Annotated in this window: 14 protein-coding genes, 1 tRNA gene and 1 pseudogene; 3 read left to right on the top strand and 13 right to left on the bottom strand. The window is 60.5% G+C overall.

Annotated elements, in window-relative coordinates:
• Positions 1-182 precede the first annotated feature (182 nt).
• From AC5ZFO_RS30480 to AC5ZFO_RS30460, 5 genes are all read right to left on the bottom strand, one after another.
• Positions 183-1007: an alpha/beta fold hydrolase gene (locus AC5ZFO_RS30480; RefSeq protein ID WP_282519759.1), complete on the bottom strand. Its 825-nt coding sequence runs from the start codon at positions 1005-1007 to the stop codon at positions 183-185.
• 114 nt (positions 1008-1121) lie between these two features.
• The gene (locus AC5ZFO_RS30475; RefSeq protein ID WP_282519758.1) at positions 1122-1631 is read right to left on the bottom strand and encodes a hypothetical protein; all 510 of its coding nucleotides are present in this window, start codon (positions 1629-1631) and stop codon (positions 1122-1124) included.
• A 282-nt stretch (positions 1632-1913) separates the two neighbouring features.
• Complete coding sequence (locus AC5ZFO_RS30470; RefSeq protein ID WP_028151418.1) at positions 1914-2222, bottom strand: EthD family reductase; 309 nt, start codon at positions 2220-2222, stop codon at positions 1914-1916.
• A 181-nt stretch (positions 2223-2403) separates the two neighbouring features.
• The gene (locus AC5ZFO_RS30465; RefSeq protein WP_282520080.1) at positions 2404-4110 is read right to left on the bottom strand and encodes an FAD-dependent oxidoreductase; all 1707 of its coding nucleotides are present in this window, start codon (positions 4108-4110) and stop codon (positions 2404-2406) included.
• 40 nt (positions 4111-4150) lie between these two features.
• Positions 4151-4339: a hypothetical protein gene (locus tag AC5ZFO_RS30460; protein ID WP_028159142.1), complete on the bottom strand. Its 189-nt coding sequence runs from the start codon at positions 4337-4339 to the stop codon at positions 4151-4153.
• A 318-nt stretch (positions 4340-4657) separates the two neighbouring features.
• Here AC5ZFO_RS30460 and AC5ZFO_RS30455 point away from each other — a divergent pair.
• Together AC5ZFO_RS30455 and AC5ZFO_RS30450 are read left to right on the top strand one after the other, a co-directional pair.
• Positions 4658-4732: transfer RNA gene (locus AC5ZFO_RS30455), tRNA-Thr, on the top strand.
• Positions 4733-4825: 93 nt separating this feature from the next.
• Positions 4826-6529, top strand: coding sequence for a site-specific integrase (locus tag AC5ZFO_RS30450; protein WP_496122960.1), 1704 nt, complete (start codon positions 4826-4828; stop codon positions 6527-6529).
• 165 nt (positions 6530-6694) lie between these two features.
• On the opposite strand, the gene AC5ZFO_RS30445 is transcribed toward AC5ZFO_RS30450, so the two are convergent.
• Together AC5ZFO_RS30445 and AC5ZFO_RS30440 are read right to left on the bottom strand one after the other, a co-directional pair.
• Entirely contained in the window at positions 6695-6961 is a 267-nt protein-coding gene (locus AC5ZFO_RS30445) for a hypothetical protein (protein WP_496122959.1), read from the bottom strand.
• A 161-nt stretch (positions 6962-7122) separates the two neighbouring features.
• Positions 7123-10293: a phage tail tape measure protein gene (locus AC5ZFO_RS30440; protein WP_496122958.1), complete on the bottom strand. Its 3171-nt coding sequence runs from the start codon at positions 10291-10293 to the stop codon at positions 7123-7125.
• A gap of 484 nt (positions 10294-10777) precedes the next feature.
• On the opposite strand from AC5ZFO_RS30440, the gene AC5ZFO_RS30435 reads away from it, so the two are divergent.
• Positions 10778-11470, top strand: coding sequence for a recombinase family protein (locus AC5ZFO_RS30435; RefSeq protein WP_496122957.1), 693 nt, complete (start codon positions 10778-10780; stop codon positions 11468-11470).
• A 364-nt stretch (positions 11471-11834) separates the two neighbouring features.
• On the opposite strand, the gene AC5ZFO_RS30430 is transcribed toward AC5ZFO_RS30435, so the two are convergent.
• From AC5ZFO_RS30430 to AC5ZFO_RS30405, 6 genes and pseudogenes are all read right to left on the bottom strand, one after another.
• A complete protein-coding gene (locus tag AC5ZFO_RS30430) occupies positions 11835-12107 on the bottom strand; it encodes a hypothetical protein (protein WP_496122956.1) in 273 nt (90 codons plus the stop codon).
• A 177-nt stretch (positions 12108-12284) separates the two neighbouring features.
• Positions 12285-12668: a hypothetical protein gene (locus AC5ZFO_RS30425; protein ID WP_496122955.1), complete on the bottom strand. Its 384-nt coding sequence runs from the start codon at positions 12666-12668 to the stop codon at positions 12285-12287.
• On the bottom strand, positions 12668-12865 hold the full coding sequence (locus AC5ZFO_RS30420; protein WP_496122954.1) for a hypothetical protein: 198 nt from the start codon (positions 12863-12865) through the stop codon (positions 12668-12670). Before AC5ZFO_RS30420 ends, AC5ZFO_RS30425 begins: the two co-directional genes overlap by 1 nt.
• A 781-nt stretch (positions 12866-13646) precedes the next feature.
• The gene (locus tag AC5ZFO_RS30415; protein WP_496122953.1) at positions 13647-14729 is read right to left on the bottom strand and encodes a hypothetical protein; all 1083 of its coding nucleotides are present in this window, start codon (positions 14727-14729) and stop codon (positions 13647-13649) included.
• Between the two features lie 70 nt (positions 14730-14799).
• The gene (locus AC5ZFO_RS30410) at positions 14800-14979 is read right to left on the bottom strand and encodes a ribbon-helix-helix protein, CopG family (RefSeq protein ID WP_496122952.1); all 180 of its coding nucleotides are present in this window, start codon (positions 14977-14979) and stop codon (positions 14800-14802) included.
• A gap of 320 nt (positions 14980-15299) precedes the next feature.
• Positions 15300-15713, bottom strand: a pseudogene (locus tag AC5ZFO_RS30405) (GIY-YIG nuclease family protein); the annotation flags it as partial.
• Positions 15714-15740 lie beyond the last annotated feature (27 nt).

Here is a 15740-nt window from a genome sequence, read left to right as displayed (position 1 = left end):
CGAGGGAATCACAATTGACGAATTACGCAACAGGCCCCTTGTGGGAGAAGGTGGCGCGAAGCGCCGGATGAGGGGTTCTATCCGCGAACTCAGAGGTTCGCTTGCGGAGACAACCCCTCACCCGTCTCGCCGCTATGCGGCGAGCCACCCTCTCCCACAAGGGGAGAGGGCAAGAGGCGACCTCACGCCTTGAAGAACGCGAGCAGGTCCGCGTTGATGGTTTCGGCGTGCGTGGTCGGCATGCCGTGCGGAAAGCCCTTGTAGGTCTTGAGCGTGCCGTTCTTCAGCAGCTTGGCCGACAGCGGCGCGGAATCGGCGTAGGGAACGATCTGGTCGTCGTCGCCGTGCATCACCAGCACGGGCACGCTGATCTTCTTCAGATCCTCGGTGAAATCGGTCTGCGAGAACGCGACGATGCCGTCGTAATGCGCCTTCGCGCCGCCCATCATGCCCTGGCGCCACCAGTTCTGGATCACCGCTTCCGACGGCTTTGCGCCGGGACGGTTGTAGCCGTAGAACGGGCCCGCGGGGAGATCGCGATAAAATTGCGTGCGGCTGGCGGCGAGCTGCCTCTGGAGATCGTCGAACACGCCCTTCGGAAGGCCGCCCGGATTGGCCGCCGTCTGCACCATCAGCGGCGGCACCGCCGAAAGGATCGCGGCCTTCGCCACCCGGCTCTCGCCGTGACGCGCGATGTAGTGCACGACTTCACCGCCCCCGGTGGAGTGGCCGACATGGATGGCGTTCTTGAGGTCGAGATGCGCCGTCACCGCCGCGAGATCGTCGGCATAGTGATCCATGTCGTGGCCGTCGGCGACCTGCGACGAGCGGCCGTGGCCGCGGCGGTCATGGGCGATGACGCGGTAGCCCTGCGCAACGAAAAACAACATCTGCGTGTCCCAGTCGTCGGCCGACAGCGGCCAGCCATGGCTGAACACGATCGGCTGGCCCGAGCCCCAATCCTTGAAAAAGATCTCGACGCCGTCTTTGGTGGTGATGGTGGGCATGAATGGCTCCTTCAGTGAAAATCGATCCGGGGCTCGCAAAACGCGAACCGGCAATCCGGAGATGGTCGGGCGATGTCACGAGGTCGATGCCGCGCACCGACCGTGAACGTGCGATCAGGCAAACGTCATCGGCTTGTAGCGGCGCCAGGCGCCGATGGTCAGCACCACGAAGAACACCAGCACGATGCCCTGCACCACGGCGAAGACGGGGCCTCCCGGCGGATTCGGCGGCACGGCAGGCGCGAGCGCGGCGAGCGCCGGCACTTTCAGGAACGACTGGATCACCAGCACGAAGACGTTGAAATAGAGCGAGATCATCGCGGTCACGATGTAGACGGGACGCCAGACCCCTTTGAGCTTCATTCCGTAGAGCGCGAGGCAGGCGATCGCGAGCAGCACCAGCGAGATGCCGGCGATGATGTACGAGGGCAGCAGCTCCTTGAACGGAAACAGGAAGCCGGTGACGTTGGTGAGGATCGTGAACAGCAGGAAGATCGCGGTGAGGCCCGGCATCGACTTCGACCCGAGCAGACCGAACATCACGACCAGGCCGGCGACGATGCCGATCAGGCTGATGATGACATGGACCAACGTGAAGGCGGGCAGGCTCAACCCAAGAACCACGGCATCTCTCCTACTCTCTGCATTGAGATCAGGCGATTGATATTACGGTCCTCATCGGATGGCTACATACGCGATGTCACAGACTCGTGCGGAGCCATGCGCCGTCGTGCGAATCGACAAACGCACGACCGAATTTTTTGCAGTGCTGTCACAAACGACGACAGTTTGTAGCCCGGATGGAGCGAAGCGAAATCCGGGGTTCTCGCGTGTGGATAGTGTCGTCCCGGATTACGCTGCGCTCCATCCGGGCTACGAGCCCTCAGGTCTCCGACGAAAGTTGGATCACACTTCCTTGGTGTCGAAGATCAGCAGATCGGCGCCGCCGCTGGCGAATTTCGGCACGTCGCCTGCGGCCGCCTTGCCCGCGTCGCTGCCGAAGGCCTTCTGGATGTCGCCCACGCTGTCGAAGCTGAGAATGGCGACGAGGTGGACGCCCGATGGTCCGGCGGGCGAGCCGACTGCGCCCGTGCTGACGGCGTATTTCTTCAGGCCGGGAAGTTTCTTCGCGAGCGGAATGTGGGTCTCGGCATAATGCTTGTCGAAGGCGGCAGCGTCCTTGGGCGTCTTGTAGAGCACGACGAGTTCGGCCATTTGGTCCTCCCTTGTGAATCTTTGTTCTTCCACGCGCGATTGGCTCGCGAGAGGGGATAGTCTGTGGGACACGTCAGGATGGCAAGCCTCATTCGACTTGCCATTCCCTTGTCTTGTCCTTGACTTATTGTTTGAGCACGATCTTGTCGGAAAACCGCTTCACACTTTTCCGGATCGTGCTTTAGAGCGCCGGTTTTGCGGCGTCGCCGAGATAGCCGTGCAGGGAGGCCACGACCTGCGCGCCCTCGCCGATGGCACCGCCGACGCGCTTGACCGAGCCGGAGCGGACGTCGCCGACCGCGTAGACGCCGGGCACCGAGGTCTCCAGCGGGGCCACCAGCCTGCCCTGGTTCAGCTCGGACTGCGCGCCCGTCACGACGAAGCCGCCGCGATCGAGCGTGACGCCGCAGCCGTCGAGCCAGCTGGTGGCGGGATCGGCGCCGACGAACAAAAAGAGATTCTTGATGGCGGCGGAGTCCTCGTCATCAGACAACCGGCTCTTCCAGCGGATGCGCCGCAGCAGCGTGGCCTCGTCGCCCTCGAGCGCGGTGATCTCGGTATTGAACATCAATTCGATGTTGGGTGTCGCTTCGATGCGCTCGATGAGATAGCGCGACATGCTGGCCCCCAGGCCACCGCCGCGGATGATCATCAGCACCTTCTTGGCGTGCCCCGACAGGAACACGGCCGCCTGTCCCGCCGAATTGCCGGCGCCGACCAGGGCGACCTCGTCGCCGGCGCAGAGCCGCGCCTCGACCGGAGAGGCCCAATACCAGACGCCGCGGCCCTCGAACTTGTCGAGGTTCTCGATCTCGGGGCGGCGATAACGCGCGCCGCTCGCAACCACGACTGCGCGCGAACGCAGGGGATCGCTGCCGTCGAGCGTCACCGCAAAGGCGCCGTCCCTGCGCGTGCAGTCGAGCGACTTCACCGTGACCGGGATCATGATGTCGGCGCCGAACTTCTGCGCCTGGTTGAACGCGCGCGCGGTCAGGGCCAGGCCGGAAATGCCGGTCGGAAAGCCCAGATAGTTTTCGATGCGCGCGCTGGCGCCGGCCTGGCCGCCGAAGGCGCGGGTGTCGAGCACGGCAACCGAAAGCCCTTCGGACGCCGCATACACGGCGGTCGCCAGCCCGGCGGGTCCGCAGCCGACGATCGCGACGTCGTAGATGCGGTCGTTGCGGGGGCCGCCGATCATGCCGATCGCGCGCGCAACCTCGGTTTCGCTGGGGTTGCGCAGCACCTCGCCGCTCGCCGCGACGACCAGCGGCCAGTCTTCCGGCTTCGGCGAATAGCGCGCGATCACCTCGGCGGCGTCGCGGTCACGTTCGGGATCGAGCAGATGATGCGGCTGGCCGTTGCGGGTGAGGAAGCCCTGCAAGCGCACCACGCCGGCCGAATGCGAGGGTCCGATCAGCACCACACCGCCGACGCCGGCCTGAAGCAGATTGACCCGGCGCAGGATCAGCGCGCGCATGATGCGCTCGCCGAGCTCGGCCTCGGCGACCAGCAGCGCACGCAGGCGGGGCGGCGGCAGCAGCAGCGTCTCGACCTCGCCTTCGGCGCGGCCGTCGACCAGCGCCGGCCGGCCCGAGAGCTGGCTGAGTTCGGCCAGAAATTGCCCCGGCCCCTGGTCGATCAGCGGCGTGACATTGCCGAGCCCGTCGCGCTGGGTGATGGCGACGTGGCCCTTCAGAACGACGAACATGCCCGGCCCGGGCTTGCCGGTCTCGAACAGGAATTCGCCGTCGGCGTAAGTGCGGACCTCGCCGAAATTCCGCATGCGCTCGATCTCGGCCGATGTCAGCGCGGGAAAGGTCTGCTCGGGGCGTGTGAATCGCGACATCTGCGCGTCACCATCGTTTCGTTGCTGCTCGTCCTGCCCCATTGCCACGTCCATGCACTCCAAAAATTCTAATCGCCAGTCTTCAATCGCCAGTCTTGCCGGCGGTCCCCTCATCTAGGGAAGCATCGTCATTCTGCGAGGGGTCGGTGATTGCGGCGCGTTCGCGCGCCTGCACCTTCCGCCGCTTCAGGTTTTCACGCAGCGCCGATTTCAGCCGGTCGTCCCGCGCCCCCCTCGCCTGTCTCGTGCTCTTGTCGTTCTCGTCAGCCATCAGCGGTCCATACCAGCGATCCGCGATAACATGCCCGGAGAATGCGGCAGCTCAAGAGGCCCCTCGCGATCCGATCGTGCGAAAGTCGAAAATGGGCCGAATGCCATGCCGCGGCCAACTGGCCAGTTGGCCGGGGATATCGGAACCGAAATCGGCGGAAAGTCGGTACTTTCACCTGAAAACGGGCATTTTGGCCCCGATATCGACCCGATTTTCTCGTTTTGGCGGAGCTAGCAAGCTTGCACAGGAGGGGGGCTTGTGGCAGATATCGGCCCGCTTGGTAGGCCCCCTTGGCGGCCGATTCTTATCCCAGCACATGCTGCCGTAGCTCAGTGGTAGAGCACTCCATTGGTAATGGAGAGGTCGACAGTTCAATCCTGTCTGGCAGCACCATCCATCGTGTTGGGAACATTGATTTTATTGAAATTTCGGTCCTGAGTGCCACACGAAAGTGCCACACAGACCATGGTTTCTCTGAAATTTTCGATGTCCAAGCGCGCAGGCTCCATTGTTCCCCAATTCCGCATTCGCACTCCAACTAAGATCGTCGACCGACTGCGCGGCAAGCGCGTGTTGCTCAGCATCGGGAGCCCGGACCATCGCCCGTGCGTAAAGACGGTGGCGATCGGAAGCGACATTGCATTCAGTCTTGAGACAGAAGACAAAACGATCGCAGAGGCGCGGCAGGCGAACGCTCTGGATCACTTCAGGCGTTTGTTCGAGCTGACCGAAGCAGACCCGATCCACTTATCTCACAAGGATTTGGTTGCGCTCAGCGGTGAGACCTATCGACTCTATCAGGAGATCCACAACAACGAGCCCGGCGAGCCGAACGCCTGGATGTACCATAAGGCGCTCAGCCGTGCGGTACTTGAGGGCCGGATCGCGACTGCACCACCAGCCACGCTAGTGCCGAATGAGGCGAGCGCCGCTATCGAGTTATTTGGAAGTGGAGACCTGACCGCCGCAATAAATGATCTCCCCGTCGATCAACACGACGCGATCGAGGACCGGTTTGGGCTTCTCGCTGATTGGGTCTTAATTCGACATCGCATCAACCTCGATGCGGGTGACCGACGACGCTTCCTGCGTCTCGTGGGGATGGCAAGCCTCGATGCGGGCTGGCAGTTACGCCGAAACGCGGAGGGCGACTATTCGCCCGATCCTCAGGCTCAACGCTTCCCCCCGATCGAAACCGTCACGGCGGTCAAGCCGCGACAGACGATCACCGGCTTGTTTGAACTGTGGTGGGCTGAGGCCAAGGCCGTAGGACGTGCTCAGAGCACCCATGACGCCTATCGGGGCGCCATAGACAGATTGGTGAAACACCTGGGACATGACGATGCGGGCCGCGTGACCGATGCAGACATGATCGCGTTTAAGGATGCGCGATTGAAGATCGTGAGCGTCAAGACCTTGCGGGACGGTGATCTTCCGGGAATCAGGTCCGTGTTCGGCTGGGCCGTCGACAATAAGAAGCTATCCAAGAACCCAGCCAACGCGATCAAGATCAAGGCAGAGAAGAAAACGCGGACCCGATCAAAAGGCTTCACTGACGATGAAGCCAAAGCGATATTCGTTGCCTGTCTTGGCTATCAGCGAAAACCGAAAGAGGATGCGCGGACCGCCGCCGCGAAGAAGTGGGGTCCACTAATTGCGGCCTATACCGGATGCCGGATTGCTGAAGCACTCCAACTCCGCAAAGAGGACGTTCGCAAAGATTCCAAGCATCACATATTCGATTTCAATCCGGCCGCAGGGTCCATCAAGTCAAAATCGTATCGGTTGGTGCCCGTGCATCGCCACTTGATCGACCTTGGCTTTCTCGACTTCGTCAATGAGTCCGGTGACGGCCCGCTGTTCGCGAAGGGGGCGTACAAGCGCGTCGTAGATTTCGTGCGGACAGTCATCACCGACGAACGAGTGCAACCGAACCACGGCTGGCGGCACCGCCTCAAGACGATCGCCCGAAATCTCGGGCTGGATCACCGCGTCGTCGATGCCATTCAGGGGCACGCCCCGCGAACGGCAGGCGAGGATTATGGGGACGTGACGACGCTGGCAATGGCCCGCGTGATTGCCGCTATACCGCGGATCGCGGTCGATACCGCCGCGCGTGATCGCCGTAATACAACTCCTTCCCAGAAGGTTCGATTACCGCGAAGTAGCCGCCCGCAGCGAGGCGCCTGAGCGCACCTCGCACTTGGCCGAGAGTGAGACCGGTTCGACGGCAAATTTCCGGATGCGAAATCTGCGCGTCTCCCCGCTTGGTGTCGAGTGAGTCAAGCAACACTTGAGCAACTGTGCGATCCGCCGGCCGCATGTTCTGATCGTTCGCAATCTCCTGCATCAACATTAGCAAGCACCGCGCGCATTGGCAGTATCGAGGTAAATGACGGGGGTGGGGTTAGCGACCCATTCCCTGATGACGCGGGAGATTGGTATCAGGTCGGCCTCTCCGAAACGTATCTGGTAGACATAGTCGAGCGCGACCCAAAGATCGCGCACAGCGCCAGTGACGCGCTTCGGGTCCCTCGAAACAATGGCGAGGCCGTCACCGTCGAGCGAGCGAGCAACGCACAGTCCGTTTTCATGATTGATCGAATAACCGCGATAGTTCATTTAACAATTCCTTTGTGAACACCCGCATCATAGGTGCGCATTCCGATACGTCCATTTGCAGTTTCGAGTTCAAAATTGCGTTCGAGCAAGCGAGATGCTGGCCGTTGCTTTACGTCCGAGCTAACGGCCGGCCTTTCACCACGTCCACCTGCACGGAGCGGTTAGCTGTATTCGGATGCGGTGTCGTGGGTTCGCCAGTTCATGCTCTCGTCGATCCGGCGCTGCACCAGCGTTGCCACGGCTTCAGGATCGTGCTGGCCGGCATGGACCGTGAAGCTGTTATGGATGGTGTTTCCACTGCCCGCGCCGCCGCGAAGGCCAAGACTCGCGTCACCGTTGATGCGTTGCGGTACGTTCGCGGTTATGTCTGCCGGTGTCGGCACCTGCGAGGTAACACCCTGAGGCACGTTGACGCCGAGGCCGGAATTGCCGCGTCGGACCATCAAATTATGATCTGCATCGATCCAATGCTCCCGCACCGAGTCGCCGTCGTTGCCGGCCAGCATCTTCACCTGTAGCCGCCCGTTGTGCATGCGCGTCTCACCTGTCGCGAGCCCAACATGCCCGCCGGGCTGGTTGTAACCGCGACCGTTCGGCTGAAGTAGAACATCATTCCGCATGACCCTCGCGGGATCGATGGCACTACCATAACGCTGGAAGCTGTTCGCAACCGCGCTGCCGGTGCCTTGACCACCCGCCGCCTTGAGCGAGGCGTTGACGAATCTTGCGCACCAAGCGTTGGACCTGCCGCGAACGTCGGCACCGACATAGGAAGCAAGCATCCGGTAATCGCTATACTCATTCCGGCCTAGATAGCGTTCCCCAGCACCGACAGCATCACCAGTGCCGGCACTGCCGACGCCACCGGAGAGAGAGTTCATCTGCTTCGATACACCGGACTCCCAACCGCCATTCAACCCGTTCGGATCGTTCGCGGCTCCGGACGGCGCATAGCGCTTGGCCATAGCACCAAGGTCCCGACCAGCAGCGTTGTAGTTTTTCGCGACGACGCGGCCGGCAGCATCAATGCCGGCGTCGATACTCGGATAGGCCAGCTTCGTTCGGGAGCCGGTCTCAGGATTCATGAGTCCGGCGACGTTGTTATATCGGGTGTTCGATCCGTTTCCGGTTTCGTGCGCGATCACGCCAGCGAGCAGCGCGGGCGGAATGCCGTTCGCATTGGCAGCGGAAACGATCTTGTCGTAACTGCCAGCAAGCGGAGTGCCCGCGAACTTCTTTTCGAACGACGCTTTGTCGAGGCTGCCGCCACTGAGCGCTGAAGCCTTGCTGCCGATTGAACCAGTGACTTTTCGAGCGGCGTCAGTTCCATCCAAACTGCCGGAGAAGTCGGTTGAACCGGTGAAGCTCGACTTTTTGTACAAGCTGCTCCGGTGGTTTCGCTGGCGCTCCCGCCATTGCGTTGTGCTCTCGCCCGGCTGCTTCACATTGGCGTCTGGAACACCATCATTTTGATGACGCACAGCGAACATGCTCAGCAGCGCGACGGCTGCTGGAATGCCGCCGATGAACGCGAGAGCGTTTGCTAGTCCGGTGAGTCCGAGAGTGACAGCAGTCAGCACGGAGATGACTGGCGACAAGGCCGCCAAGGCAACGGTCAATCCGGTCAGTTGCGCGACAAGGTTGCCCATCTCCCGCGCATCGGCCGGATTCTTCCCGGTGAGGAATCCAAGCGCCGAAAAGGCGAACTTCAGTCCGTTAGCAAACTCGCGAATGCCTTCCGCGAAACCCTTACCGAACTCGCGCCACTTCGCGACGGTCCCAGCATCGAAATTCTCAGCGATGGACTTAACCGCCTCGCCCCAGTTCTTCAGACCGAAGCCCTCGCGAGCGCCGTCAATCAACGCTGCGAAATGTTCCTTGATCGAGTCAAAATTGAACGTATCAGTGAGGCTGATGATGGAGTCGCTAATCTGATCGAACCAAGTCTCAAGACCAGCGCCAACCTTTTCCCACATGAGACCCAGCGCCGCACTGATTGACGCCCATCGTCCTTGCATCGATCGGATCTTCAGCAACGCTGTCTTATCGAGGAAGCCGGGTTTGTTTTCGATGTCCTTCAGCACGTCCTTCAGCTTGTCTTTGCCGAGAACAAGAGTCAGAATTTCGTCCATCCACTCGCGACCGCCGATCTGCTTTGCGACCTTCGTTCGCAACCGCTCCGGAAGTTTCGCGAGATTGTCGAGAATCTGCTGAATGGCTTCCATCGGCCGTTCTCGCATGGTCTTGGCCATACCACTGCGGCCACCGAAACCGAGCGCGTTCGCGGCAGCGTTGAGGTCACTCGCCTGTTGGCCCCGGGCGGAGTCCGCGCCGGCGATCTGCGAAGTCAGGAACGACACGAATGTGCCAGCCTTGAAGGGTTGAATGCCGAGCGAAATGCCGGTGGAGTCGATCGCGGCTAATTGCTCCGGGGTCATCCGAGTTGTCGCGAGCGCGGACAGACTGCGGCGCATCGCCTCGATGATCTCGTTTCCGTCGGCAGCGGTGGCGTTGTTCGCGACCGCGACCGCATTCAGGATTTTGCTGAACCGGCCGGTGTCCCACGGCATCTGAGTCGAGAGACGACCGAGCAACTTGCCGACTGCCTCCGGGTTGACGTCGAGACCGGCCTGCGCCTTCAGAGCCAACTCAGCGAACTGGCCAGCGTACTCTTTGGCGACTCCGGCCTTCAGCCCTTCCACCGCCGTGTCGATGACCTTGGTGCTGCCGACGCCATACTTGATGCCGGCCTTGTCCGCGAAGTCCCGGCGAAGCTTCGCAACCTCGCCCTTGCCCAGGTCGCCGAACATTTGGGCGCGAACTTCAGCGGCTTCCACCTCCATCCGCTTCCTGATCGCGCTCGCTACACCAGCGCCCGTGATGGCCGCACCGGCTGCAACGGCGCGGATGTTTGGCGCGGGCAGGCGACCGACACCACCGCCGTAGGACCGGCCGGAGCTGGCCCGACGTTCCACGGCGGCGCTGCGTTCGACCTGGCGAAGGTAGTTGGACTCGAGACGTCCAAGACTGGCGTAGGTTCGCCGTGCGTCACTCAGGCGCTGAGAGTTCGCCTTAGCCCAGTCGGTCGCGTAGCTGCGAGCAGCGGACCGGGCGATGTTGCTCACGCCTCTCATCTGGTCTGCTGCTGCTTTCGCGGAACGATTAAACCCATCGAGAGCTGACATTCCGGCGCGGCCCATGCCGGACAGCTGGAAATTGACGCGCTTCGCGATGTCTTCGAACTTTTGGAGGTTGCCGAGCACGCGCTTGAGCACGGGCGAAAGTTCGTCGACGCCAGTAAGACGCGCTCGGATGTCGAGATTGTCGGACATGTGTTCCTTGTGGGTGTTGATGTTGGTGGGCAGCGCAGGGAAAGGGCCCTTTTGAAAACTGCGCTGGAAAAACGGTTTTGAATGCGCCCCGTCAAAAAAATCGACCGGTGGGGGCGAAAACGAATTGTACTTCAGAGGTGCGAAGTATGCGGGGGTCAGGCGAAGCCGGCGCCTATGCCAATAAAAAAACTCGCCTTCACCCTCCCGCGCTTTCGAGCGCTGGGAAACCTCTGCGGCTTAGAGCAGCAGCTCGATGTCGGTAGTGCTGGTGATGGTGCTCCGGCAGACAATGGAGAGCGCGAGGGCACGCGCCGGTCGTAGTCTTCGTGGCCGTCGCCATGGTGACGGATCACCCGGAACGGACGAGCAGCGTTGAGCGCTCCCCGTCGTGGACGCCACCCGCTTCAAATTCATGTTGCGCCCTCCTGGTTGCACTGTTACAAATCTATCAACGGACGTTGAAGTGATTGTAACAGCGCGGACCATGGCCCAGCACAACGGAAAGTTCGTAACTTACTACCGCGTCTCTACCGGCAAGCAGGGCAAGTCAGGTCTAGGCATCGATGCCCAGCGCGCTGCCGTCGCGGCCTACCTCAATGGTGGCGACTGGTCGATTGTCGCTGAGTTCACAGAGGTCGAGTCTGGGAAGCGATCTGATCGCCCCGCATTAGAGCAGGCATTGGCAGCGGCGAGGCTGCATCGCGCCGCCCTGGTTGTCTCCAAGGTCGATCGCCTTACGCGCTCTGTGGCCTTCCTGTCGCGATTGTTAGAGGCCGGCGTTGATGTACGGTTTGCGGACCTCCCTGTTGTTGAAGGCGCGACCGGTCGCTTTCTTCTGCAACAGATGGTGGCCGTAGCCGAGCTTGAGGCCGGCATGATCTCCGCTCGCACCAAGGCCGCGCTGGCAGCGGCCAAGAGGCGCGGCAAGAAGCTCGGTGGCAATCGTGGCGTTGTTCCTGATGCCAAGATGCAGGAGGCGTCTAGGAGAGCTCTGAACGCGCGTTCCGCGGCACGGGCGGCCGATATCTCCCCCGTCATTCGGGAGCTACAGGCTACCGGCAAGACAAGTTTGCGCGCAATCGCAGAAGGGCTAAACGAAAAGGGCATCCCGACCAGCCGGGGAAATGGCCAGTGGTCCGCGGTTCAGGTCTCTCGGGTCCTAGAGCGGCTCGCATAGAGAAATCATCGGAAGGCCTTGCAGCTCCCGCCGCTGGCGAGGTAGCCAGACGGACACGCCTTGCCATCGATCTTCGGCATCGCTCGCGGCGTGTCGGCACGCAGTGCCTCGCACTTGTCGCCAAGACCAACATAGCCGGTTGGACAAGCCCCCGTGCGCTGGATGCGCTCGCGGCCGTCGCGAGTCGGCGTAGGATACGGGCTTTCTGCCATAGCCAGCGTGAGGGATGGAGGCGCGGTGGCGAGAGCCGCAAAAGCTAAGAGCAGAGCTATCCGAGCATCAATCATTCCACCGCGCCTCAAATAGACGGCGGCGATGTCTGGAGAAACACAACAACCGCCGTCCGAAAAGATACATGATCTATTTAGGCGGCAAGCGTTGCTGTTGCCACCTCGCTCTCGAACTCTTCGAGCTTTGCACGAGCGGCCTTGAGAGTGGCCGCAGTTGCCGGCACGCTGGCTTTTGCGTGTTCATGTGCCTCGATTGCCGCCGCCACTTCCGCCTGAGCTGCTGCTAAGCGCTGGCCTCGTTCACGGGCGACGAGATGTCTAGTACGTTGCTCTCGCGCCTCGGGGGCGATCGCTTCGATAGCAGCACGGGTAGAGACTGCGCTTCGCAGTCGTCGATAATTACTCATTTCTGTTGTTCCTTGTTCCAAAGAGACTCGATCGCGGAGACTTCACCAGCGATCTCTCGAACACGCTCAGGATCGGCGAGCGGGTCTAATCGGGCAGCGACGAGGCGGTCCTGGAGGCCCTCAACACGTTGCTCTTGTGATGTGGCTGGGAAGTCGAGTAGCGGCAGGTACGTGCGCTCATTTCCAATTTCCTTCACGCTCTGCCATGTGCTGGGCCGTGATGCCGGCGGCTTTCGATCGGATTTCCGACCAGTCATCAGGTAGCGATCGCTGGCGGCGGCTGGCTGCCACCTCTTCACGCATCTGGCTGGTCAGGTTTCCCGGCTTCGTTTCAGGCTTGCCGTCGTTGAGGCCGGCGAATGCGCTGGGCATTCGGGTGTGCAGATCGCGAACGAAATCGGCCGGTGCAATTGAGCCCAGCCCAGGCATGTGGATCATGTTTTGGCTCGTGAGCGCACTGCCGGCGAGATCGATAGCCGCCTGCCGCATGGCTTCTGCATTCGGCTGGAAACCGAGACGCTTCGCCTCCGACGAGATCAGGTTTTCGAGATGATCGGTCATCAGGCAGCATCCTTGGACAGTTCGGCTTTACTGGCGTGATCCTTATTCAGCTCAGCCAAGATGACCCGGCGCAACCAAGAGGACTTCGCGATTAGCTCGGCCTTGGCAAGCCTTTCGATCGCATGGACAAAAGAGATGGGCAGCACGACGCCAAGCGTTTGTGTGGGCTCATGACGAGCCAGATCGAGATTGATCATGGTGGAACTCCTGGGAAAGCAGTAATTGCCGGCACCGCGTTACACGCGGTCCGGTGGATGTCAGTTGATGGGGGGAAGGGGAAGGGGTTGAATCAATGACGCCGCCAGCTTTGTCAGCTTGGCGGCGTTCTCCCAACGTGGCGAAAACACTATATACCCCCCGGGGGTATTGTCAACCCCTATTCGGTTCTGATGCGAACGAGCACAGACTGCGAGGTTATGTGAGTGAGTTTTAGGGAATTTCAGGCCGCGTTGAAAGGCCTTGTTTTACAGCCTTTTCAGCTCTTTTGCGTCGGAAATGATAATTCGTCTTAGAGGGGAGCATAAGTTCTGCCGCGGCGGCGATGAGGAAGCCCGGCGTATCAGTTTGATGTTTCAGTGCCGCTTTCCCAAAGAAGGGAGCCCGCCAGAGATCGTCCGAACGCTGCTGCCATCCTTTCCGCTCTTATGTGCCGCTCTTGGCTTGAAGGCTGACCGCTTGAATTTCGCAACAGCCCTACGACCGCGGTCTGTGTCTACGCACACCTTGCAGATGATCGCCGGGAACGTGACCTTAACACGCCCGCAGGCGAGGCACACCTTCGGGCGCTTAGCGGCAAACTTCGTGTCGTTTCTCATCGATCCTCCTTTGCAAAGCATGCTCCGACTCGCTGGCGTGGCTACCGGGCGCTGGGCAAGTAGGGCCATCTTGTGCCAACAACGCATGGACCGCTCGCGTTGGACCAACTAGGCCCCGCCGGCACCATGAGGTTGCCGGCGGGGGTGTGAGATTGGCTGATAGTCAGTTCGCGGGGCGGCTTAGTGTCCGGCTTGCTGGCTTACTGCCGTACAATCCGTCCCATGAGCTTCCTTTCGGCTGCCGGTAGGTCTCCCAGACCTTCTCCTTCAAGAGTCTGATAGGGGCTTTGTGAAATTCGCGCGGGGTGTCGCTCAGATAGCACTTAAGGCCGTACCGGACCGCCTGCAGGTCCTTTATCTTTCCGGCTCGTACCATCCCGACAAAGAGTTCGATGAACTCATCATGCTGCCGTGGCGGAGCCTTGTGCAGCATGTCCCAGACTCCCTCTCCGGCCTTCCGGCGTCTTTCTTCCTGTTCGTTCCGCTCGCTATCTTCATTCCGCTGCTCTTTGATCGACGGCTCGTCCTCCGTCCGGCTGTCAGTATCGCCCAGCTGGCTTTCGTTGACTTCCTCGTTGTCATTCGCCGCCTTGGCCTGAGCATCGCACTTAACATCCAAACCAACAGCCGGCACACGCGAGCCGCAGGCGCGCGCATTGTCGTTTAGGTTGGTTCGTTTCTCTCTGTTCGTTTCATCTGTTCTATTCGTCGGGTCCTGAACCCGACTGACCCGGGTTTCAGACCCTACCGACCCGGGTTTAGAACCCGACTGACCGCAGTCCTGAACCCGGCTGCCTTCCGTGTTGTTATCTGACCCGGGCCCAGAGCCCGACTGGAAAGCTTCGCTTCGAACATCAGCAAACTCATCATTGTCGTTTGCGATCCTGCCCGACTCTCGGAGCCGGTCGTACTCGGCACGGAACCATGGCATGATCGGGCAGATGCGGTGCGTGTTCTTTGCGCCGCCGCCCTTGGTTCGAACGATCTTGAAAGCTCCAACTTTTTCCACCTCGTTGAGACCGGCATTGATGGCCTTCGTTGACGTGGCGGAATATCCACTCTCGACAGCAATTACGGGGACGGAAGCCCAGGAACATCCGCGCTCGGAATTGTAGTGAGCGAGCGCGTTCATGGCGACCAGCTTTCCGGACTGTTTTAGCCTGTCAGTGAGCGCGATCACGACGAAGGCGCGCTTCTCATCAAGGAGATCGAGCTGATATTTGGGCTTTCGGGGATTTTGTGGCATGATGATCTTATCTATTAAAAGCTCTGCTTTAAGCCCTGGCGTTGGCGCGCTGGGGCTTTCATTTGGGTGTTTACTTTGTGGGGGCGTGAAGTTGTTGCAACCGTGCCGCGATGGCCCGCCGAACAAACTCCGATCGCGACAACCGCAGTTCGGTGCGCACCCGATCCAGCGCTGCGAGCTGATCGGCCGGCAGAACTAAGCCGATATAGCTTCGGGCGTTGTCGGGATTGAAGTGCATGTAAGTTCCCATAGTGGTCTTCTCCTAAAAAAAAAAGCCGCAGCGGATGCTACGGCCATGGGCGGACGGAAAAGGCCCCACCTCCGGCGGGGCCTTTGTTCAATTAAATAGCGATGTCAAAGATAAGATAGTGAGTCCTTGGGCAAAGTGCAAATTTTTGATCTTACGGGTCAATGCCTCAGGTGCTTGTCTCGAAGTTGACACAACCGAAGAAGTCAGGGATGCCCGCTAGGGTCGTCAGAGCAGCCGGTCCGGGTCCCGCCTCCGCTGATGCACTGTCGATAGGGACGCCGACGGCAAACTTCTTTGCCGGTATGCGAGAGGTGCGCCCTCTATCCCGCTACTCGACTGAGTGAGGCGGTCTTGGGATCGTAGACACAATCAGTGATCGTTCCGTCCCTGATCTTCTCGATCGCCTCGTCGACTACAAAAAGCGGTACCAGAAACCATTCGCGAGGGACAATCGGCTGACCAAACCGATCCTTGATCTCGATATCAAGCCGAGCCGGACCAAAGACTCGGTGGATGACATTTTCGAGACGGGTACGATTGATGTTGTACAACTCGTAAGTGGCTACGATTTCGACGTCCGCCATTAGAAATGTCGGATCCAGGCGAGCGTTGGCGATTCTCCGGGTGACATCGCCGCCGGTCACGCCGATTTTATGCAGGATATCACGATGAGCCGCGACAGTCGGATGATCGGATTTGCTCCGCAGGACGTAAACGCTGCCACTTGCGTCGTCATCAATAAAGCGAGATTGGGGGCGTGA

The organism is Bradyrhizobium sp. Unk1, from assembly GCF_059512345.1.
The sequence above is the reverse complement of the archived record's forward strand: the minus strand, read 5'-3'. Positions and strand labels throughout refer to the sequence as shown.